Here is a 23,961-nt window from a genome sequence, read left to right as displayed (position 1 = left end):
TTATAAACTATCTGTAAAGGGTCACATTTCCAACAAATTCTCTCGGATCATTTTCTCCTTTTAATTTTATTACATACCAATAATCACCAGAAGGTAATTCTTTGCCATCGTAGGTTCCATCCCATTCTTCTTGGTTGCGTAATTCGGCTACTAAACGGCCGTATCTATCATAAATTCTGGCAACCATATTAGGGAATGCTTCTCTATTTTTAGGATACCAAGTATCATTTACACTATCGCCATCCGGAGTAAAATAGTTAGGAATTATAATATCTATAAACTCCATTTCTATTTGTGCACTCACCTCACAACCTTCTCTATCTATTACTGTAACGGTATAAATACCGGATTGGTTTATGTAATAGCTGTTATCATTACCGTTATTAACATCGTTAAAATAGAACGTATAGTCTCCGTATCCGCCTTGAGCCGTTGCTACAATTTCGTTTAAGTTACCTTGTGCTACGGTTAGGGTAAGCGGACCGTTACTTTGGTCTACTTCTACTTCGGTTTGTGCAATACATCCGTTGCTATGAGCTACGTATATTGTATTGGTTCCTGAAGGCACGTCGTTAAAGAACGGATCTATTTGATACTCTCCTAAATCATTAGGGTCTGTAGGGTTTAACGCATACATTACATCATTTATTACAGAAGCGTCTACAGTTATATCAACTCTGTTAAATGGAGTATCTACATTACATCCGTAGGCAACAGTTGCCTGAGGGTTTATAGTAACACCTGCATTTATGGTTTCTACAAAACTTGTTTGACATCCGTTAGCATCACGCACAAATATTACATAAGTACCTGCTTCTAGGTTGTTAAACACAAACTGGTCTTGTACAAAATTAGCATCGTCTTGAGAATTTAAGCTTGTCCAATATGGTCCGCTTCCGGTAACACCACCGGTTACGTTAATTTCTATTGAACCGTCGCTATCTCCATAACAAACAACATCAGTTTTGTTTACTAAGCTTACAGCAACCGGAGCAGGATCTTGTATTGTGAAATCTAGAACGGTTGGTCTACAACCTAATTGATCTTGTACAAGTACTTGGTACGTACCAGGAGCTAAATCTTCAAACACATTCTTCTCGCTAATTTCTAAGAAGTTAGGGTTAGAAGGTGTTGCAATAGCATAAAGTATAGGACCTCTACCTCCGGTAGCTTCTATGGTAATAGTACCATCGTCTTCTCCCGGACATGTTGGGTTTGTAAATCTGCTGGTAATACTTATATCTTCAGGCTCATCTACAATAACTTGTTGATAAACCGGAGGACAATCTCCACTTAACACTTGAACGTAGTAAGTTCCTGCAGTATACCCATTAAAGTCTCCACTGGTATTGCTTGCTATTGGAGTTGCCAACGGTGTTGTAGGATCTACATCATATAGCTCAAAAGTATAACCTCCTAATCCACCGGTTGCACTCGCCAATATTACTGCGCTGTTATCTCCAAAACAGTTAACATAAGCTCCAGACAAGTCTAGTTCTAATTGTAAAGGAGGAATTGGGCTAAGTGTTACTATATTAGTTAATGCAGGCTCACAAGAGCTTCCAATTTCTCTAACATAAAACTGGTATGTTCCAACTGGTTGCGAAGCAATTGTTATACTACTTGCAAAGCTTCCGGTAAATGTTACTCCGTCTGTACTGTATTCGTATGGGCCACTACCGCCACTTGCCGTTATTTCTAAATCAGCTTCTCCGGCACAATTAGGCATTGTTGCTTGAGCTAAAACAGCTGTAACTTCCGGAGGATTATTTATGGTAACGGTAGGTGTTGTAACATCACAGTTCCAACCATCACTCACCGTTATACTATATATTCCGGCACCTAAATTATTAAAGGTATCACTGTTTTGTGAAGCAGATGTAAATTCTATAGTTGTTCCGGTATCATCATATATGTTTAAACTATACATATAGTTAGGAGCACCTTGACCACCGGTTACATTTATAGCAGTTACACTAGCATTTGCATCACCATAACAAGCTAATGTTGTAAGGCTTGCAGAAATATCTGCAGTTATTGGCGATGGTTGTACTAGAGGTTCGTTGTCTGATGCTATACATCCGCCAGCATCTCTAACATTTACTTGATAATCTCCAGCAGGTAATCCTGTAAACACATTGTTTGTATCATAAGCTTGTATGGTTGTTCCGGTTGTTGTGTTTATAAGCTCATATTCATAAGCACCCCAACCACCGCTTGCAGTTGCAATTAGCTCGCCACTATCATTATCACAGGTAACATTGGCGGTTTCAGTTAATGTTACTGTTAATGGAGCATCTGGCGATGCTATAGTAATTGTGTTGGAAGTTGCATCACAGAAAGGAGTATCTGTAGCTGTAACTACAACATAATAGTTACCACCAGACAACCCTGTAATAGTTAGCGGGTTGGTGCTTGTATTAGCACTTGTACTTGCAATGACTACTGCTCCGGAGCTATCAAACACTTCGTAGTTGTAATTGCCGGTGTAACCGGTTACATTAATTTCTAATTCACCGTCAGTATCGCCAAAGCACGTAACAGGCTCTGTTGCTGTTGCTGTAACGCCTATAAAGTCATAAGGGTTTACTGTGTGCTGAATAGTTTCATAACAACCTGTTCCGTTATCGGTTACTCTAATCGTGTAATCGCCTGGAGCAGGTAATGTAAATGTTGCGTTATCTACTGCAACTGTTTGTGCACTTCCTGAAATTTCTAAAACTTGAAAAGTTAAATCTGTTGGAGCTGAATGACCACTTGAGGTAACTGTAATTTCTTCTCCGTTAGCACATGTAATAGCATTGTTTACGGCTAACGATAAGTTTATTACCGGAAGCGGATCTATAGTTTGTGTTGGAAGCATCACAGTACAACCGTTAGCATCACGAACAACAATATTGTAATTACCGGCAGTTGTTATAGTATGTGTAAACACATCGCCACCTGTTGGCACAAATGCACCACCATTTACACTGTATGTATATGGTGCTGTACCAGTACCGGTTGTTATTGTAACTTCTATTGAAGCATTCTGAACCGCATTTCCGGCATTACATGCAAATTGGGTAAGTCCGGTAACATTAGCTACTAATGTAGTAGGCTCGCCAATTGTAAAGCTATCTGTTACAATACATCCAATAGCTGATTCTATCTCTACATCATAATTTCCTGCAGGTAAACCTGTAAATATTCCTGTTGTGTTTGCAGGTGGAATTACCGGTCCTGAAGTTATGGTAAAGGTGTATGGAGGATCTACAGCCGTAGCTGGATCTAATTCAATTTCAACAGAACCATCAGAGCCACCATTACAAGACACATCGGTTGTGCTTATACTCTGTACCACAGGAATAATAGCTTCAGGCATGTCAACCGAAGCAGTTGTGGTACATCCGGTATCTAAATCGGTTATGGTAAAGTTATATGTTCCATGCTCGGTTAATCCGGTAAACACATTGTTATTGTCTTGAGATAAAAGCGTGCTGCTAATAGGAGTACTAACTTCGTATCTAATATTTCCTGAGCCTCCTGTTAATGTAATTGTAATTTCTCCTTCCGGTGAAACAGGGTCACACGTTATTCTTGTTGTAACATCTGCAACAGCATCTAACTGCTCATAAAGCACAACAGCGTTTGATGTTGCTGTACAACCCCATTGATCTGTAATAGCAACAGTATATGTGCCGGGACCTAAGTTGCTAAACACACCGGTTGTGTTGGTAGCTCCGGTTGGAGTACCGTTTAACACTAATTCGTAGGTATAGTTTGAGCCTTGACCACCAGAGATACTGGTTATCTGAATTTCTCCGTCGTTACCATTACAATTATATTGATTTACGCTTAATGTAGCTGAAATAGGATCAGGATCTACTAAAGTAACATCGGTTAATTGTAACTCACATCCGGCAGCATCTGCAACCTAAACTTGATAAGTTGTACCCGGTGAAGCTCCACCGGTTAATCCAGAAAATACAGGATTAGAAGTGTAATCACCTAAACCGGTTGGCGCACTTGTGCCTACGTAATAGGTGTAACCGCCCCATCCGCCCGAAGCGGTAACTTCTATAATACCATCATCAACACAAGTTACAGGAGTAACATCTCTATTACCAGACAACGCACTATTCGGACCGGCAATACTAAAGTTTACCTGATTGGTACATTCAGGAGCACTATCTTGAGTAATAACTACATAATAATCTCCGGCAGGTAAATTAACAGCAGGCGTAGGACCAAGGGTTGGCTGGTTAGCAACTACTGTAACCGGATTATTTGTTACTTGCTCAAATACTTGGTAGTTAAAGCCACCTGCATATGTAGCATCGGTTATAGAGAACTCAACACTACCGTTACCACCAAAACATACTACATCACTTAACACATTTGCTGTTGGTGTAAATGTATTTGGGTCTGTAAGTTCTACCGTTTGCTCAATAAAACAACCCGTAGTGGTATTAGTTACTCTAACTAAGTAATTACCAATATCTAAGCCTGTAAAAGTATGATTAGCTGTATTCGCTGTAAAGGTATCGCTGTAAGCAATATCAATACCATTAATATCAAACTGTAAATTGGTAGCTCCTAAGGCAGGGCTTACCGTTGCATTTATTTCAACTTCTCCATCAATACCCGGTACACACGTTGGGTTTGTAGGAGTAAGCGTTATACTTTGTATTTCTACATATGGGTCTATAGTTACAGTAGTTGTACCTACACAATCATTATCATCATACACATTTACGGTATATGTTCCTCCAGCAGTATCAGTAACAGTATAACTGTTGTTGCTTCCTGACTGAACTACTGCACTTGATGGATCTATAAACTCATAACGAACATAATTACCGGAACCTCCTGTTATAGAACCACTATTTACAGTAATAACAGCATTATTTAAGTTATTACCCGAAGTACACGCAAATTGAGTTACAGAAAGAGCAGCGCTTAAATCTATTACTGCAGGTTCTGAGATTACTTGCGTAATTACATCGGTACAACTATTAGCAGCTGTAACAGTAATGGTATAAGTAACCCCTGTTGCAGGCAACGTAGCGGTACCATCTAAACCTGTAAAAGTAGCTGTAGTTGCAGTAGTGCTTGTTGGCGCAATAGGTGTAGCAATTGCATTAGCGTTATCAGCAACAGCAGTAATTTCAAAAGTGTAAGGACCCGTTCCTATATCTGCTACAGAAACGGTAATTGTACCATCGTCGGCACCATTACAAGTTTCATCTGTATAACTATCAACACTTATAGTTGGCACTAAAGCATCCGGCACCACTACATTTTGTGTCATAGAACAGGTGTTAGGCGTACCTAAATCGTATACTGTAATAGTATATGTTCCGGGAGCATTTGCTAAACTCCAGGTAAAGTTATTACCCGGAACAGCAACTCTTGGCTGGTTAACAGGTCCTGAAATTTCGTATTCGTACGAGCCGGAACCGTTTACAATATTTATATCTATTTCTGCAGCATCATTTGGCGAAGTTTCACAATCAATAAGCTCAGTTAACGTAGCTGTAAAGCTCATAGGTGCTACAATATTTATTGTTTCGGTTTCACCACATCCGTTAGCATCAGAAACAGTAAATGTTTGTCCTGCTCCAGAACTTAATCCGGTTACAGTATGCGGGAAGGTAACTGTTTGCGGAGCCCCTCCGTTAACACTTAAGGTATATGGGCCAACCCCAGCAACATCTAATGCCACGGTTACTGCAAATTGCCCTTCGGCAACACAATTATCATCTAATGTGGCTGTAATTTCCGGTGATGGATCTACAGTAATAGAGACATCTAATGGGCCGGCAACACAACCATTACTATCTTGAGTATATATATCCCAGTCTAAACTTACGGTAGGGTCTAGCGTGAACGTAGAACTTTCTGGGAATGCACCCGGAGCTGGAGCACCATCTACTACATAAGCATAACTGTAAGAACCTGACCCTCCTGATGCTCTTACGGTAACTTGAGCATCAATATTACAATTAGCAGCAATTTGGCTAACTAACTGTAATGTAACAGGCGTTGGCTCTGTAATTCTAAATGTTGTACTGTTGCTACAAAACGGAGCGGTATCTTCTTCTACTACCAAAATAAAGTCGCCCGGAGGTAAATCGGTAACGGTGAATGTTTGTGGTCCACCGGCCGGTCCGCTAAGCGTACCTGTATATGTACCCGGACCAACAACCGGAGTATTGGTTATAGCATTTAATATACTGTAATTAATATCTGTTACACTGGCATCATAATTAGACACAGTGAAAGTCATTGTTCCGTTTTCATCACCGGCACATAATATATCTGTTGTGCTATCTATTGTTACATCTACAGTAGAAAGAGGTGGGATTGTTACTTCTATATGACTGGTACAATTAGTAGAATTGTCTGTAGCTTGTATGGTATAGGTTTGCCCCGGATTTAAGTTAGTAAATGTTGCAATTTCTTCGTCTGCAGCACCACCAGGCACTTCTGATGTTGGAGGTGTTCCTAAACCATAAATCTCAAAACTGTAATCTCCAGAACCACTTGAAGCGGTTATTTCTACCGTTCCTCCGGTCGGACAATCCGGTGGAGGAATATTTCCTGTTAGTGTTAAATACGGATTTGAATTAACTCTAACAGAACCTAAATCGCTTTCACAACCATTAGCATCTACTACTCTTACGTAATAGTTGCCAAAATCAACGCCATCAAAAGTATGCGATGTGCTGGCAGTAGTTACTGGGTTAGGGTCTCCAGAGCCTAACACAACTATATTGTTAGAACTATCATATAATGTATAGGTAAAATTAGGAACACCTCCACTAGTAACATCTACTGTTACACTACCCAAAATATTACCAAATGGCGGATTAGTGTCGCAAGTTACATCTACAGCAGATAAGCTTGCAACAATTTGAACGGGCTCGTTAATTGTTACAGAACCATTATAATCACAATTTTTAGCGTCTCTAACAATGTATGAATATGTTCCGGCAGCTAACCCACTATACGAAGTTTGAGCGGTAAACGCACTACCATCAAAACTAATTGTATATGGAGCAGTACCAAAATTAGTGTCAATATTTATAATAACCGAACCATCTGACGCACCAAAACAAGAAGCATCTGTAACGGTTTCGGTAGCTTGAGGGTTCACAGCCGGATTAACTACAACACTATTAGTTACAGCTTCACAACCATCACTATCGGTTACTCTAAATTGGTAAGTACCAGGAGTGTTTGTTGTAAACACATTACCGGCAAAATTCGTGCTGTTGTAAGTAGCTCCGGCATCGTTAGACCACTCGTATGTTGCATAAGTTCCAGAACCACCGTTAGCAGTAACAGTTACTTGAGCGTCTGCAGTACATGTTAGGTCGTTATCTAATAAAGCACTTGCTGTTAAAGCAGGATTAATAATTATATTATTTTGAACAGCACTACAACCATATCCATCTCTTACTTCAATAGAGTATGTTCCGTCACTTAGTCCGGTAAATGTGTAATTAGTTGCTGTAGATGGCGATGGTGTAATCCATGGTCCGCCATTTATTCTAAATTGATAATTGTTATTACCATTAGTTACTGCAACAGCTATTTGAGCATCGGCACTACCCGAATAACAATTTGTTGGAGTAGCCGTAAACACAACCGGATTAGGGTTGGTTACGGTAATTGCAGTATCTGTTAAATCCTCACAACCATTAGCATCACGAACTCTTACATTATAGGTTTCGTTGGGTAAATTTGTAAATACGGTGTTGTTTCCGTTTGTAGCAAAATCATATCCCGCTACAATACCACTTGAATCTTCTAATTGATATACATAGGTTGGGGTACCACCACTACCTGTAGCGGTAATAGTTGCGCCTGTTGTACAAGTAAGCGGAGCAGTTAAAGCTGCAGATACGTCAACAGGAGTTGGCTCGGTAATGGTTACAGGTAAATTTACCGTACAAGCTGCAATAGGATTATCTACATCTCTTACAGACACCGTATAATTTCCGGCACCCAAATTAGTGATAGTTGCCGGAGAAGCACCACTACTACCTAATGTAGTAGCAAAGTTGTCTAAACTATACTCAAAACCACCGGCGCCAAAATTTTCAACTTCAAATGTTATGCTACCATCAGAACCGGTATTACAGCTAACATTTGTAGTGCCTGTTACGGCAGCTCTAAATTCGTTTCCGTCTGCCACAACAACATTAAGTGTTGTTTCACAGGTTGTTCCTAATGCAGGATCTCCGGCTCCATAATTTACGCGCACAACATAATTACCAACAGGCACATTGTTAAACACATTGTTTGTGCCTTGTGTAGCATAATCATAACCTGCTATTACACCTCCCGAGGTATCTTCTAATTGATATTCATAGGTTCCTACAGGAGCAGCAGTAATTGTAATTTCGCCAGAGCCATCACAATTGTAATCTATATTGCTACTTAAAGCAGGCTCTGTAGGTAATGGGTTTATAGTTATAGTAGTTTCAAAAACACAAGATGTAGCATTTGTATCTCTAACCCTTACCGTATAAGCACCATCTGTTAAGGTGTTTGCAAAGGTGTAGGTTGTTGCTGCTGTACCTCCGGCAGGCAACCAACCGGTTTGGCCTACAATCATATATTGGTAATCTCCAGAGCCTCCGGTTACATTATCTACAGTTATTTCGGCCTCATCGGCACAGGTATAATCTGTAGCACTTACTGTTGCGTTTAAAGCAGCCGGCTCATTTATGGTTATTGTTATTGTAGACGATTCACAACCGTTACTATCTCTTACAATGGCATCATAACTACCGGCACTTAAATTGTTAAATACGTTAGTGGTAAACCAAGTAGAACCATTATCTATAGAGTATTCATAAATACCAGAGCCACCACCAGGAGTTAAATCAATACTTCCGTCTGCACCACCATTACAACTAACATCAGTATGGGTTTCGTTGATAGTAACTGCAGGATCTTGTGTTATGGTTAAATCGAACATAGCTTCACAATATCCGGCATTACCGTTATTGTCTCTTACGTAAACATCATAATTTCCTGCGCCGGTTGTTACAGTTACCGGATTGGTTGTGGCAAAATCGGTAGCAGTAGGTGTAACGCCATCTGCTACAACTGCAAACACGTAATTACCGTCTCCACCAGAAGCATTAATGGTTACGTTTGAATCTGTTTCACATGCCGGTAATACACCAGCAGATGCAGAGACCGTTAACTCCGGATTAATGGTAATTGATTGTGTGTCGGTACAATTTCTGCTGTCTGTTACTTCTATAGTATGAGTTCCGGCGCTTAAGCCGTTAAAAACACCTGTTGTATTGCTTGTACCCCCATTTAAAGTGAAGGTAAACGGGCCGGCGCCTGTTCCGGCATTAACAGTAGCTGTAAGTGTTAACCCAACAGCATCATCATAACACGTATCGTTTGGTGAAATTGTTAATACAGGTGGGGTTATAGGTGTTAATGCAAATGTTTGTGAAATCTCACAACCACCGGCATCTCTAACAGTTACGGTATAATTACCAGAATCATCGGTTAATCCTGTAAAAGTATTGTTGGTTTGTGGGCCGGTTATCCCTCCTGCAGGGTCTTGTAAAATATATTGATAGCCACCCCAACCATTAGCAGCTGTAATAGTTACAGAACCAGGGTTAGTACCAGAAGTAGTACAACTTAAGTCTGTAATATCTAAGTTTGTTATTGCTAACGGGTCTGTTGGCTCGTTTACCACAACAGTAGCGGTGTCAGAACAGTTGTTGCTATCGTCTGTTACGGTAATTTCATAAGAACCTGCTAATAAATTATTAAAAGTTAAAGTTGTTGAATTTACGTTATTTCCTGCCGGAATAGCCGTTGGACCTGTAACAGTGTAGCTATACGTTGATACAAAATCTGCTACAGTAAATGAAATTTGCCCATCGTTATCACCTACACAGGTAACATTATTATCTAATTGCCCTGATACATTAATAGGTGTAATCGGGCTTATAGTATATGATTCTTGATAAGTACAGCCTTTATCATCAGTTACTAAAAAAGTATAAGTATCTGGCGCTAACCCTGTAAACACATTGTTATTACCATTATTAACAGCAATCGGCGCAATAATTTCGTATGTAAACGGAGCGTTACCATCTGTAACAGTTACTGTTACATCTGAAGTTAACGCCGGACACGTTAACGCTGTAGCTGAAAAAGATAAATCGGTTGGCGCATTTAGCGGGTCTATTGTAATAGGTGGCGTAACAGCTGTACAGCCATTATCATCTCTTACTGTAATGGTATATGTTCCGGCAGTTATTCCGGTATTAAAAATATCTGGTCCTTGAAAATTAACACCATCTACACTAAACTCATATGGTGGAGTACCACCAGAGTATCCTATAACTTGTATTGTTGCCGAAGCGTTATCACAACGGTAATCCTGCACTAAATCTATGGTTCCCGGCACAATAGCCGAAGGCTCATTTATGGTAACGGGCTGTGTAAGCACACAGGCATCATCACCATCTAACCTAATATATACAGTGTAGTTGTTTGCTGATAAACCAGAGAATGTGCTTGTTGTTTGCCAAGTACTATTATCTAAACTATAATCTAAGGCAAAGCCATTAGCGTTAGTTACATTAACAGTTATGGTGCCATCATCGGCTCCGTTACATGTAACATCTGATGTAGAAACTGTATAGACCGGATCTGGTACAGCATCTATTGTAACATCTACAGTGTCGGTACAGTTATTTGCATCTACAACTAAGAAAGAATATGTTCCCGGAGTAGAAATTGAAAACTCACTTTCTGGTTGATAATTTGCGCCACCATCAATACTATATGAATATGGAGCAACCCCACCCGTTCCGGTTACAGTAATTTCTCCATCACCACATGAAGTAATAGGTCTGCTAACCACACCAACTGCATCAATTTCTGGAGCGGCATTTATAGTTACATCTCCTGTAAATAAACAACCATCATCTGTTCTTACTTCTACCTGATAAGTTCCCGGATTTAATCCTGTAAAGGTATAGTCATTATCGGTTGTAGGGCCATGTGTATTGAGCGATGTTCCTCCTTGAAAAATTTCAAAATAATATTGTGGCTCTACATCTAAGGCTTGTAACCTAACGCTTCCTTGCTCATCACAAAGCTGATGCGTTGGTATTACATTTACATCAAAATTACGCTCTCGTACTCCAATATTATCTAATTGAAAAGTACACCCCGCACCATTTAATATAGTTTGACGGATTTGAACCGTATAAATATCGGCAGTAGTAATTGGGAACGAGTTTGATGGCTGCCACCCAAAAACAACATTGTTACTACTGTCTAATAGTTGGAATTCGTATCCTGAATTAGGAACATTAGAGATTAAAATTTCACCGTCTGATGTACAAATAATATCAGTAATGTTTACTTGTGGATCTAACGGGTTTTTAAATACGTTAAAATAAAATCTAGAGAAACAACCGTTTTGGTATTCTATAACAACTCTATACTCTCCCTCATCAGAAACATCAAAATCAGGACCTGTTGCAACAGTATTCCAAGTACAGCTAGAGTTTTTATTAGCACAATCATCTAAACCAACCGGAGCACAACTGCTTTCATCTAATTTTTCCCATCTAATCTCATCATAATCGGTTATTCCGGTTTGAATTAGTCTGCTATCACTAGCACCACATAAGAAAATTTTTGGAAGCTCGTCACCATCATTAGGGCACGTAACCACTTCGTCTGCAAAAGGAATAATCGGGTTTGATTGTGTAGCTCCAAAGAACTCAACAATTACTGTTTCATCAAAGGCTAAACAAGGAGCCGGTGCAGTCTTGGTTACTGTATACGTTCCCGGTGCAGTTGCTAAATAGGTTTGTTGGTTAGAAACTACATTATTGTTTTCGTCTCGCCATTCGTATGATAAAAAGCCGTTACCAGCTGTTAGTAATACGCTGTCTCCACAAAGGGTTTCGGTTCGGGTAAAATCACAATCATCTAAATCTAATAGGAAATTGGTTGTACCAGGTGTACCAAAACCACAATTATCAAAATCAGAATAACTTGGGTCGTCTGTAATTTGATTTGGGTTTATTTCACCACTATAAGTTGAATACGCTAAGTTTTCTATAATATTAGAACAAGCATCGCGGAGCTCATTACAATTGCTAACCACTTGCACACGCATTCTGATTTCGTATGCAGAGTCTCCTTGCTCTACTAAGTTATCAGGAATGAAAAACTGAATTTCGTGACTAGAAGGATCGTAGGTGTAAGTTACCCCAGGAGGTAAATCTGAAGGGTCAAGCTCAAGTTGAGGCGTGCTCGTATCAAAATCTACTAAATTAACATTAGTAGGCAGCACATCTCTAATGGTATAGTTAACGGCATCATCATTACCTACATTTTCAAACGTTAAAACATACTCTAAGTAATCTCCTAAATTAACTCCGGCACCACCAATATCGTTACCGGCAAGGTCTTCTACTGTTTTTACAAGATTAATTATAGGCTCTATAACCTCTACATTAAAAGCAGTAAAGAAAATATCATATTTATCTTGGGTAGAACTTGCACGTAATACACCTCCGGTTTCGTTGTTGGGTATTACAGTATTACTGGGATTGTTAACAGTAAATAAATCAACGTCCCAACCCAATGTGTTGATACTGTTTGGGTTACGGGTATTTACAATAGCACCATCTATGGTAATATTACTATTAAAAAAGTTGTTTGTTGGGTTTACAGTATTGCCAAGTGGAGTAAAAACGGCATTACTATTTGCTCTAAACGAAAGTCCATCGCCGGTAATTCTGTTATCTCCCTCTAAAGTAGCAACACCTAATTTAGCACGTACAGGAAAAGGAGGAGGTAATGTTGTGAATCCGTTAAATGGAACGTCAACTGTTTCACCAGATTTAATTCCTGCATAACCATCAAAAGTAGTTATGTATTTACCAGGAAGGTTAGGGTTTTCGTAAACAACAACTAATGTCCAACCTCCAGAGATACCTCCTGTAATTCCGTTACCATTACTGGCTCTTACATTAGCCACAAAATAATCTCCGTTAGGGTTTGCTAACCCCGATACAATTGAGGTAACGTCTGCATAACACGCATAGGGGCTATAATTACCAAAATCCGAATCGCCAAAACCATCAAATAAAATTTCATCGGCAGTAATATCTATATACGAACCTCCGGGAGGCATAAATTTAACCTGGTTAAAGTCGTTTTCCCTGCCACTACTACTATCATTACCGTTATTGTATTTATACACGGCAGACCAATATAAACCAGCATAACGCACTCTGGCACACGTTGCATCTGGAATATTTAAGGTTGCACTACTTGAACTGAAAGTTGTAGGATCACTATCAATATCAATGTATTGCATGTTCAATAAATCATTGTATTGAGAGCTGGATCCGGTTACATTGTAAGGGTCTTCCGGATCACGGTTGTTAGTGTCTCGGTTTACAATGTTGTTGGCAATAAAAGTTAGGTCTCCTCTAATATTATCTTGATAGCGCACATCAAAAGGGTTTTTAACCTGACTAAAAGCGCTAAAACCGAATGCTAAAAGGCAGACGGTTAGGAGGAATTTGGTGGTTACAATTTTTTTAATCATAGCACAGAGTTAGTAGTGTTAATTCGCATTATCCATATGTCATCATGGTACGAATTATCTAAGTTCGTATAGTAAGATACAAGGGCTTGGGTCCATGAATTGTGTTTTCTCAGGTACACATACCTGTAATTGTTCTGGGGGTTTATAAAGTAATCGGCTTGAATGCCTTGTTGTTTTAATTTGTTTACAAATCGAGTTGCATTGCTGGGCACTGCAAAAACATTGGCAATTATATAATAGCCTTCTTGTAGGTTATTTATGGTTACAACGGGACCTTTTTTAGCGGTTTTCCGTTTTGTTTTAGCATATTGGCTATAAATTTCTTTAATTTCTTTCTCGGTTAAACCGGCTAAATCAGGTGTGATTTTTGTATTATCTTTTTTAACTACATTTTTTTGTAATACATCTGGAGTGTATTCTTTTTCAGTTGCAGCAACTGTATTTTTAGTGTTTGTTTGTTTAGGTTTTGGTTGAGAGCTTTTTTTGTTTGCTGCCTTGGCAATTGTTGTTTTTTTGGTTGAGGTTCCTGCATAACGACCGTCGTCTTGACCGTTATCTACAGTCATAATCCAAATATCGTCATGGTATTTACCATTAACGTTTGATTTGTATGCTGCAAGAGCATCTTCCCAAGAGTCAAACCTTTCTAAATACACATACTTTAACCCGTTTCTAGGGTTTTTAAAGTAATCTGCTGCAAATCCTTTACTGTTAAGGGTGTTTACAAACTTGTTTAAGTAGTAATTGCCTCTGTAAACATTTGCAATTATGTAGTATCCGCCTTTAACACCCGGTAAATTGCGTACTCTTTTAGAAGTTACTTTATTAGCAACAGCTTGTTTATCTATAGCGTCTTCGTATGACTTTTTAGCCTTTACAAGACCTACCCTGTCTTTTTTAACAGTTACAGAATTTGCCTTGTTAGCAGTAGCAATAGCTGTTTTATCTTTACTTGAATTATTTTTTATACCATTTGGTTTATTGTTGTCTTTATTGTTTTTTCTTGCGTTTAAGTTTATGTTGTTTTCTTTTTTGTTAGCAGCAACAGCAACACGATCGCGTTGGTTTGTATTTAAGTTATTAGAATTTGTGTTGTTAGCGTTTTTGTTATTTATAAATCGCATGATATGAGCAAACCTTCGCTCAAGATCTTTTTCGCGAGCTCGTTCTAAAGAATCTTGTCTGAATATAAGCTCAGCAATAATCTCGTTATTTTCTTGAATGTTCTTTTTAAGTTCGGCTATTTCAGCATCTTTATCTAAAAACTCCTTTTGAGCTTTTACAATTTCATCTTCTTGCTCAGGATCAAGCAGTACTCTATCTTCGGTTAAGTTAGGCTCAAATGAATAGGCAAATGATATTTCGTGTGTTGGTCCTAAATTCTCTCTACCATTATTTAATCCTTTTTCTATAGTGTACCCCAACGATAGGCGTTTAGTGAGATTAAATCCAACCCCTGCTGCAACACCATAATAATCGTCATAACCACCTTGCAACCACCCTATTTTAGGGAGGTCTAGAATTAGGCTACCACTTAATGTTACATCGTCTTCGCCTTTTTTACGAGCTCTTGTGAGGGCTAATAATCTACCTTTTTCTAGAATACCTGAAGCATTCTCAAATGTTTTGGTGTATTGTAAGTGAGCCGAAAAAGTTTTCTCTGAGAATGAGGTTAAACTTTTACTGGTTTTAAAGTTATAGTCTAATAGGTTTTCCGCATAAACACCTATATCAAAACTTCCAATGGCTAAGTTAATTCCGGGCTGAAACGATAAGAACGAACCGTCTTGTAACTCAGAAAGGCGCTCATCAAAATCATTACCAACAATAGCTTCGCTGGCATCAAAACCACTACTGTAGTAAAGTGTATTAAAACCAAAGGTTAGGGCACTATTTTCTGCAAGCCTTACGCCATAACCATAGTTGGCCATTGCACCAAAGTTAGAGAAAGTACCGTATTGTTGTTGAAACAAGCTTAACCCAAAACCCGTTCTGTCTCCCATACGGCCAGAGTAGCTAATAAAATACAGGTCGTTAGCATTATCAAACGAGCTGTTTTCGTTGCGGTGATACAGGTTTATATACGATTTGTCTTCTCTAACCGTAGAGAAGGTTGGGTTAATTAAAAACCTGTTAAATTTGAGTAAGTTTTGAGCAGGGATATCTATCTCCAAGTTTGGAGTTTCTTCTTGACCAAGCAAGAAATTGCTACTCATTACGGCTACTAAAAGCCAAAAAAATGTACGTTTCATTTACCACTAGCGTATTAAGGTTATTGTTCCTTGTTTTAATACATTCTTTCCTTTTACGATTTTATAATAAAACACGGGCGGTTTCGTAGTTGGGAAAGACAAACTTGACTGGGGCCAATTGTTCTGATAGCCAACCGCATTAAAAATGGGTTTTCCGGCCGGATCATAAATGGTAACTTCTACTTCGTTATTAAAAGAATAACGGTTAGGAATTATCCATTGATCGTTTACACCATCTCCATTAGGAGTAATCACATTAGGTACTGCAAAAGTTTCTAAATAGGCAACTGTGAATAGTTTAGTTACTTCGCAAGAACCTATAAAGGCTCTAAGCACATAGTCTCCTTCTTCTGTAAAAGTATAAGAGCTACTGCCTGATAATAATTCGTTGTCACTATTGTACCATTGGTAGCTATCTGCACCAGATGCTGTAACGGTTCTATAACCGCCTTCAACAAATACAACTCTATCCGGAGCATCTACACTGACAACGGATTCATCAAAAGGTTGTACTACAACCTCGTTAGATAATTTGGTACAACCAAAAGCAGTAACTGCAAGACGGTATGTACCAGATAAATTAGTATTTACCGTTTCTCCGTTTTCCGGCATTTGTACACCATTATGATACCACTCATACGTGTACGCCGGGTTAAAAGAAGCAACAGATAATGTAACGGTGTTACCACCATCACAAACTACAGCTTCACTAGCTGAAATAGTTATATTGTCGTTAACTATAAGTTTTACGTTTATTTGATTTGATTGTGATGAATACGGTCCTAAAGTTCCATCAATCCTATAATTTCCATTTTCTGAGGCATCATTCACAGCAATAGTTGATGCTGTTTCACCAGAGAGAGCAACCCCATCTTTAAACCATTGAAAGCCAAAACTACCTATAACATCTGCAGTTACATCTATTGTTCCGTTTGATGGCGTTATAGCATTTATTTGGCTTACAGACAGTGAGGCAGATGTATTAGAACAATCGGTATAATTTGAATCTGTTTCAATTGTAATATCAAAAGAATCGGGCACTTCAACTACTATCTGCTCAGAATCTTCAGAAGTTACACAGCTTCCGCCTTGTGTAACAGTTACCCAGTAGGTACCGGGCTGATTTACTGTAATATTACTTTGTGTCTCTCCACTAATTACCGAACCATCTCTATACCATACATAGGTTGGATTAACAGCCGATGTGGTTACACCAAGAGTTCTGCTGCCACCCGGCAGTAAAACAAGACTGTTAGGGGTAGTTAAATTTATAGTGAAATCCCCTGTTTTGTTTATGGTTACTGGTGCTGAACGTTCTGCACAGCCTCCAGGTTCTTGAATCTCTACAGCATATTGCCCGTCAAAATTCGGGTCGGCATTTGTATCTATAACATAAGTAGGGGCATTTGCTCCGCTAATTGGATTATTGTCTTTGTACCATTGGTATAAATAGGTTGGGTCTGTAACACTAGCTTGTAAAGTATGAGTTTCACCAGTGCATAGAGATTGCGGGTAGCTTCCTTGTATAGTTACACCTTGGGCAGAACCGGTTATTACTTCTACTTGGTTAGAGAGTGTACTTCCGGAGCAATACAAACCGTAATCTACCTCTACGTAGTAAAACCCGGCTTGAGAAGTAGTAAGAGTTGGCCCTCTTTCTCCCGGTATTAAAGAACCGTCTCTTTACCAATTATAAGCATGTTCGCTGGGATAGTTATTAATGGTTAAGGTAGCCGGAGTACCATCACATACATAAATTTCTCCAACAAAATTATTAATAACGAGGCCTTCGGTCACATTTTGATAGTAAGCAGGAAAAGCATCACTCTCCGGACTGGTTAGTTCGGGGCTGGTGCTTTTAACACGAACTTTGTAGTTTTCTCCAGCTGTATTGTTTGGAAATCCGAACGTGAAATAAAAATCAAAATCAGCATTTTTATCAGCTACAGAAGCTAATGTAGTTGGGTTGTCCCAAGAACCATCGGGCTCTGAAAGCTCTAATATAAATTGATTGTCGTTGTTAACTACTGGAGGGTCCCATTTAAATCTAACCTGAAACGAGTTAAAGGAGGCAGAAGCACAAGGTGCGGTAAACTGTGGTTCTGGCTCATAAAGAATTTGAGCAGAAACCGATGTTACGCTCAAATTTATAAGAGCGTAAGCCAGTAAGCAGTATGATGTGTACCAAATTCTGCGCATGTTAGTAGGTTAGTTTTAGTTTTGGGGACTAAAACAGTTATACAATATTTAATTTTATAACGTACAATGCGCCAATATATTACAAGCGCCCGTTACTTAATAAAAACGCTTAATTTCAAAAAAAAGTTTTTAACAATTTCTTGAAACTTATTGTTTTACAAGAAATTAAACCGTTAATAAATTGCGTTTTTAACATAGCTAAAATAAAAATTTTTACACAAAATGTGCATTTCATCGATGCCTTTCCTCTAAAAATGTTGTATAACAGCCAAATAATGTTGTCAAACTATTATTCGTGATAGTCAACCTAATTAATTAATTTTGTGCTTTTAATTTAAAAGCATGGCAAAAGAGGGAAAGTCTTTAAATTTTATAGAGCAGATAATTGAAGAAGACCTTAAAAATGGGTATTCTCAAGAACAGCTTCGTTTTCGTTTTCCACCAGAACCCAATGGTTATTTACATATAGGGCACGCAAGTTCTATTTGTTTAAATTTTGGATTAGGATTACGTTACAATGCCCCGGTAAACCTTAGGTTTGACGATACCAACCCAACAAAAGAAGAGCAAGAGTTTGTAGATGCTATTAAAGAAGATGTGGCATGGCTGGGGTATAAATGGGCAAATGAGTGTTATGCATCAGATTATTTTCAGCAGCTTTATGATTGGGCTGTTATGCTAATAAAAAAAGGGAAGGCCTATGTAGATAGTCAAACTTCTGAAGAAATAGCGCAACAAAAAGGGACACCAACAACACCAGGTGTTAACAGCCCGTATAGAGACCGATCTGTTGAAGAGAATTTGAGGCTTTTTGAAGAAATGAAAAACGGAGTGCATCCGGAAGGAGCACATGTATTACGTGCTAAAATAGATATGAGCTCGCCAAATATGTTGATGCGAGACCCTATTATGTACAGAATTCTTCATAAAAAGCATCACAGAACCGGAGACAGGTGGTGCATATATCCAATGTATGATTGGACACACGGTGAAAGTGATTATATAGAACAAGTTTCGCATTCTCTTTGTACGCTTGAGTTTTTGCCACATAGAGAATTGTACGATTGGTTTTTAGATCAGGTTTGTGAGCCTGATAAATTACGACCAAAACAACGTGAATTTGCCAGAAGAAACTTAAGTCATACTGTTGTTAGTAAACGAAAACTGTTACGTTTAGTAGAAGAGAAGTATGTGTCTGGCTGGGATGACCCCAGAATGCCTACTATCTCTGGGCTTAGAAGACGAGGTTATACACCGGCAGCTATCCGAAAATTTGCTGATACTATAGGGATTGCTAAGCGTGAAAATTTAATAGATGTATCGTTATTAGAGTATTGTGTAAGAGAAGATTTAAATAAAGTTGCGCCAAGGGTAATGGCGGTGCTCAATCCGGTAAAGCTTGTAATTACTAACTATCCCGAAGGGCAGGTAGAGTGGTTAGAAGCAGAAAACAATCCTGAAGATGATGCAGCCGGAACACGAAAAGTACCTTTTTCCAGAGAGCTTTTCATAGAGCGCGAAGATTTTAAAGAAGAAGCAAACCGCAAGTTTTTTAGGTTAAAGTTAGGAGGAGAGGTGCGCTTAAAAAACGCTTACATAATTAAAGCAGAAAGCGTTGTAAAGAATGATCAAGGAGAAATTGTTGAGATACATTGTACTTACGACCCATTAAGTAAAAGTGGTAGCGGAACACCGGAAAGTAAACGTAAAGTAAAAGGAACATTACACTGGGTTTCTATTGCACATGCAATACCTGCAGAAATTAGAGTATATGATCGTTTATTTATGGATGAATCGCCAGATACACATCCTGAAAAAGATTTTATTGAGTTTATAAATCCTAACTCATTGTCTGTAACTACAGGATATTTAGAACCTAGTTTACAAGAGGTAAAACCCGGAGATCGCTTTCAATTTCAACGATTAGGCTACTTCTGTGTTGATAAGGATTCTAAAAAAGACCAATTGGTATTTAATAAAACTGTTGGTTTGCGAGACACTTGGGCAAAGATTGCCGCTAAAGAATAAAAATTAGTATTATAAATAAAAAACCACGGATTTGCCGTGGTTTTTTGTTTAAATGTTTTTAGGATTTATTCTTCTTTATCTCCTTTTTTCTTGTTGTGTTGTTTCATAGCCTCACCAATTTGGTTGCTGGCAGTAAAACTGGCTACCATATTGTTTAGCATATCGCTTCCGGCTTGTGGAGAGTTTGGTAACAATATTAAGTTACTATTGGTTTCTTCCCCTATGGCTTGTAACGTATCATAGTGCTGTGTAACAACAATTAAGGCAGAAGCTTCTTGCGAGTTTATCCCCACTTTGTTTAATACTTCTACAGATTCTTCTAAACCTCGAGCAATTTCTCTACGTTGGTCTGCAATACCTTGCCCTTGTAGGCGTTTGCTTTCTGCTTCTGCTTTTGCTTTTTCTACAATTAAAATCCTTGCAGCATCACCCTCAAATTGTGCTGCAATTTTTTCGCGCTCTGCTGCATTAATACGGTTCATGGCTGCTTTAACTTGAGCATCAGGATCAATATCGGTTACTAAAGTTTTAATAATGTCGTATCCGTAATCAAGCATAGCATCTTGTAGCTCTGATTTCACGGCAATAGCGATATCGTCTTTTTTTACAAAAACATCATCGAGCTTCATTTTTGGAACTTCGGCTCTTACAACATCAAACACATAACTTGTAATCTGATCGTGCGGATACTCGAGTTTATAAAAAGCTTCGTACACCTTACTTCTAATAACAACATATTGCACAGAAACTTTTAGTTTCACAAAAACATCATCGAGCGTCTTGGTTTCAACAATTACATCTAACTGCTGTATTTTTAAACTGAGTTTGCCGGCAATTCTATCAACCAATGGAATTTTCATTTGTAATCCGGAATTTCTAATGCTCTGAAAGCGTCCAAAGCGCTCTATAATAGCGGCTGTTTGCTGTTTTACAATAAAAAAGGACGAAAAAAGTAAAATAAGCCCAAAGAAAATAGCAACGGGCAAAAAGAAGTATGAAATCATGATTTAAATTTTCTTTTAAGTTACGAAAGTAAGTTTATTGTAAGTAAGCTTTTTATAAAAAAAGTTACACTCACAAACATGATTTCTAAATAACAAAAGGCCGGAACATTAGTCCGGCCTATTATCATTATCTATTAGTAATAGCTATGATAGCGTTTGTATTGCTTTCTGAATGCGAGAGAGGGTTTCATCTATGCCTAAAAAAGCCATAATATCAAATACATGAGGTCCTTTAAGCTCTCCCACTAAAGCCAATCGTAAGGGAGGCATTACTTTACCAAAACCTAATTCTTGTTCAGAAATCCAAGTTTTAACAGTATTCTCTGTAGCTTCTGTGTTAGAGAGGTCTTGTTGTTTTAATACCTCACTTAATTGCGTTAAGATTGTAGCAGTTTCCGGCTTCCATTGTTTTTTTACAGCTTTTTCATCGTATGAAGTTGGAGCCTTAAAGAAATAACTGCCCAGTTCCCATAAATCATGTATAAAAACAGCTCTTTCTTTAAGTAGCTCTACAACTGTTGTTGCTTGCTCTAAAGTAGCGCTAACCCCTTTGCTTTCTAATATTTCAACAAATTCGGGAGCAATTTCAGATGATGTCTTTTGCTGTAAGTAATACTGATTATACCATTTGGTTTTTTCGGGATTAAAGCGTGCTCCAGATTTAATAACACGTTCTAAGCTAAAGGCTTCAATAAGTTCTTTTTTAGTAAATATTTCCTGATCTGTACCCGGATTCCATCCTAATAACGCTAAAAAGTTAATTACAGCTTCAGGAAAATAACCTGCTTCTCTGTATCCTTTAGCTACTTCTCCGGTTTTAGGATCTTTCCAATCTAACGGAAAAACAGGAAAACCTAACTTATCTCCGTCACGCTTACTTAATTTACCTTTTCCTGTAGGTTTTAGCAGTAATGGTAAATGTGCAAATTCTGGTACTTGCCAACCAAAAGCGTTATACAATAACACATGTAAAGCTAATGAAGGAAGCCATTCTTCGCCTCTAATAACATGTGTTATTTGCATTAAATGGTCGTCTACAATATTGGCTAAATGATAGGTTGGCATCCCATCACTTTTATATAGTACTTTATCATCTAAAGTATTGGTGTTAATTGTAATTTCACCTCTAACAATGTCTTTTAAAACTATTTGTTGATTTTCAGGAATTTTAAATCTGATTACATAGGGAACTCCGGCATTTATTTTAGCTTGTACAGCTTGTTTAGAAAGTGATAAAGAGTTGTTTAATTTTGCTCTGTTTTCCCAATTGTAAGTAAATGTCTTCCCTTCTTTTTCGTATGATTTTCTGAGGGCATCTAATTCTTCGGGAGTATCAAAAGCTATATAAGCCAGATTTTTTTCTAAAAGCTCATCGGCATATTTTTTATACAAAGTCTTACGCTCGCTTTGTCTGTACGGACCAAAATCACCTTCTTTACCCGGACCTTCATCAAAAGGGATACCGCACCAATTTAACGCATCAATTATATAATTTTCTGCTCCTTCTACATACCTGCTTTGATCTGTATCTTCTATACGCAAAACAAAATCTCCCTGGTGCTTTTTAGCAAATAAGTAATTAAATAAAGCGGTACGAACGCCTCCTATATGTAATGGCCCTGTTGGACTAGGCGCAAAACGAACACGAACTTTTTGGCTCATAGTTTCAATTTTGCGCAAAGATACTATTTACCTTTATTTTACGGTTTAAAAAGAATGGAATACTTAAGAAGATATTGTTTTCATTTGCTCAGGAATTCTCGGATTCATAATATAAAACCAAAGCGGAGGAAATAGTGCTAAAACCATCGATGTAGGGTATCCGAAAGGTAATTGCGGACTGGTAGTATGGTTTTCTAAAACTTGATATTTTTTTGATGCTTTATAATGATGATCACTATGTCGGGTTAATTCATACAAAACCAAACGCCCAACAATATGATTAGAATTCCATGAATGTATTTCTTTAACACGCTCGTACCTGCCAGAAGGCTTTTTTAAGCGCCTTAACCCGTAGTGTTCTATATAATTAATGGTTTCTAATAGTAAAATACCTGCAACGGCTATAGCCAAAGCTATCAAGACTCCAAAAAAGCCAAAAACCATATAAATTGTAATAAGGTAAAGTGATTGTAATACAGTATACCAAAGCATATCGTTATACAAACTAAAAAAAGATACTTGCTTTTGTTGCAACAATCTTTTTTGAATACGCCAAGCATTTATGTATTGTTTGGTTATTGAGGTTACCCAAAAAGAATATACTGATTGGTTTAATCTTGCGGAAGCTCCATCTTCATTGGTTGCAGCATGAACATGATGACCAAAATTATGTTCTATATAAAAGTGCATGTATTGGCTAGGAATAAGCAGTATTTTGGCTAATAGCTTTTCTGTAAACGTGTTTCTATGGCCTAGTTCGTGTGCTACATTTATACCATTTGCACCTAAAACAATGCCTGTGCTAAGCACTAATCCAATTATTTCGGTTGTAGAATATGTTACTGTTGTAAAATTGTATAATGTATAGACAACTAAACCATAAACTATTGGAATGTTTAAATACAATAGCCAATCAAATGTTTTGTTCTCCAGAAGTGTTTTGTATTCATTTTCAGAGATGTTTGTATCGTCTAATGGAAGGAGTATCTCTAATACAGGGATAACCACAAACGCCACAATTGGCGTTAAAAACAAATACGCACCAGACTTGCCAATGCTATAAAAAGCTACGGCAGGCAATATAAAAGCAGCTAAATATCGTAAGGCTCTCATAGTGAAACTTTTAACAGACTATTATCAAATTTAAACATTTATAAGGAAAAGAAAATTGTAATTTTAAGGATTATTAAGAGTTATTTAA

At 38.0% G+C, this 23,961-nt stretch carries 9 protein-coding genes; 1 reads left to right on the top strand and 8 read right to left on the bottom strand.

Going from position 1 to position 23,961, the window contains the following annotated elements:
- Window positions 1-7: 7 nt before the first annotated feature.
- The 5 genes from ACZ5CF_RS02960 to ACZ5CF_RS02940 form a co-directional block, all read right to left on the bottom strand.
- On the bottom strand, window positions 8-3,745 hold the full coding sequence (locus tag ACZ5CF_RS02960; protein ID WP_464580271.1) for a T9SS type B sorting domain-containing protein: 3,738 nt from the start codon (window positions 3,743-3,745) through the stop codon (window positions 8-10).
- 171 nt (window positions 3,746-3,916) lie between these two features.
- Window positions 3,917-13,615 (bottom strand): beta strand repeat-containing protein, encoded by a 9,699-nt coding sequence (locus tag ACZ5CF_RS02955; protein ID WP_464580269.1) that lies wholly within the window; start codon window positions 13,613-13,615, stop codon window positions 3,917-3,919.
- Window positions 13,612-15,867, bottom strand: coding sequence for a PorP/SprF family type IX secretion system membrane protein (locus ACZ5CF_RS02950; RefSeq protein ID WP_464580268.1), 2,256 nt, complete (start codon window positions 15,865-15,867; stop codon window positions 13,612-13,614). The genes ACZ5CF_RS02955 and ACZ5CF_RS02950 overlap by 4 nt, the downstream gene beginning before the upstream one ends.
- Before the next feature lie 6 nt (window positions 15,868-15,873).
- Window positions 15,874-17,463, bottom strand: a complete 1,590-nt coding sequence (locus ACZ5CF_RS02945) for a T9SS type B sorting domain-containing protein (protein ID WP_464580267.1) — start codon at window positions 17,461-17,463, stop codon at window positions 15,874-15,876.
- An 87-nt stretch (window positions 17,464-17,550) separates the two neighbouring features.
- Window positions 17,551-18,066, bottom strand: a complete 516-nt coding sequence (locus tag ACZ5CF_RS02940) for a hypothetical protein (RefSeq protein ID WP_464580265.1) — start codon at window positions 18,064-18,066, stop codon at window positions 17,551-17,553.
- A gap of 342 nt (window positions 18,067-18,408) precedes the next feature.
- Here ACZ5CF_RS02940 and ACZ5CF_RS02935 point away from each other — a divergent pair, with 342 nt between their 5' ends.
- Window positions 18,409-20,094 (top strand): glutamine--tRNA ligase/YqeY domain fusion protein, encoded by a 1,686-nt coding sequence (locus ACZ5CF_RS02935; RefSeq protein WP_464580264.1) that lies wholly within the window; start codon window positions 18,409-18,411, stop codon window positions 20,092-20,094.
- Window positions 20,095-20,159: 65 nt separating this feature from the next.
- On the opposite strand, the gene ACZ5CF_RS02930 is transcribed toward ACZ5CF_RS02935, so the two are convergent.
- The 3 genes from ACZ5CF_RS02930 to ACZ5CF_RS02920 all read right to left on the bottom strand — a co-directional run bounded on the left by ACZ5CF_RS02930 (window position 20,160) and on the right by ACZ5CF_RS02920 (window position 23,873).
- Window positions 20,160-21,098, bottom strand: a complete 939-nt coding sequence (locus ACZ5CF_RS02930) for an SPFH domain-containing protein (protein ID WP_464580263.1) — start codon at window positions 21,096-21,098, stop codon at window positions 20,160-20,162.
- A 144-nt stretch (window positions 21,099-21,242) separates the two neighbouring features.
- The gene (gene gltX / locus ACZ5CF_RS02925) at window positions 21,243-22,760 is read right to left on the bottom strand and encodes a glutamate--tRNA ligase (RefSeq protein WP_464580262.1); all 1,518 of its coding nucleotides are present in this window, start codon (window positions 22,758-22,760) and stop codon (window positions 21,243-21,245) included.
- Window positions 22,761-22,823: 63 nt separating this feature from the next.
- The gene (locus tag ACZ5CF_RS02920; RefSeq protein ID WP_464580261.1) at window positions 22,824-23,873 is read right to left on the bottom strand and encodes an alkane 1-monooxygenase; all 1,050 of its coding nucleotides are present in this window, start codon (window positions 23,871-23,873) and stop codon (window positions 22,824-22,826) included.
- Window positions 23,874-23,961 lie beyond the last annotated feature (88 nt).

It is taken from the genome of Lutaonella thermophila (genome assembly GCF_055387725.1).
Note: the sequence above shows the minus strand (reverse complement) of the source record. Positions and strands in the feature narration are given on the sequence as shown.

What these genes read in the sequence shown, in the direction of transcription:
- ACZ5CF_RS02955 (WP_464580269.1), bottom strand. Translation starts at nt 13,615, where the DNA reads ATGATTAAAAAAATTGTAACCACCAAATTCCTCCTAACCGTCTGCCTT.
- ACZ5CF_RS02950 (WP_464580268.1), bottom strand. Translation starts at nt 15,867, where the DNA reads ATGAAACGTACATTTTTTTGGCTTTTAGTAGCCGTAATGAGTAGCAAT.
- ACZ5CF_RS02940 (WP_464580265.1), bottom strand. Translation starts at nt 18,066, where the DNA reads ATGCGCAGAATTTGGTACACATCATACTGCTTACTGGCTTACGCTCTT.
- ACZ5CF_RS02935 (WP_464580264.1), top strand. Translation starts at nt 18,409, where the DNA reads ATGGCAAAAGAGGGAAAGTCTTTAAATTTTATAGAGCAGATAATTGAA.
- ACZ5CF_RS02930 (WP_464580263.1), bottom strand. Translation starts at nt 21,098, where the DNA reads ATGATTTCATACTTCTTTTTGCCCGTTGCTATTTTCTTTGGGCTTATT.
- gltX (WP_464580262.1), bottom strand. Translation starts at nt 22,760, where the DNA reads ATGAGCCAAAAAGTTCGTGTTCGTTTTGCGCCTAGTCCAACAGGGCCA.
- ACZ5CF_RS02920 (WP_464580261.1), bottom strand. Translation starts at nt 23,873, where the DNA reads ATGAGAGCCTTACGATATTTAGCTGCTTTTATATTGCCTGCCGTAGCT.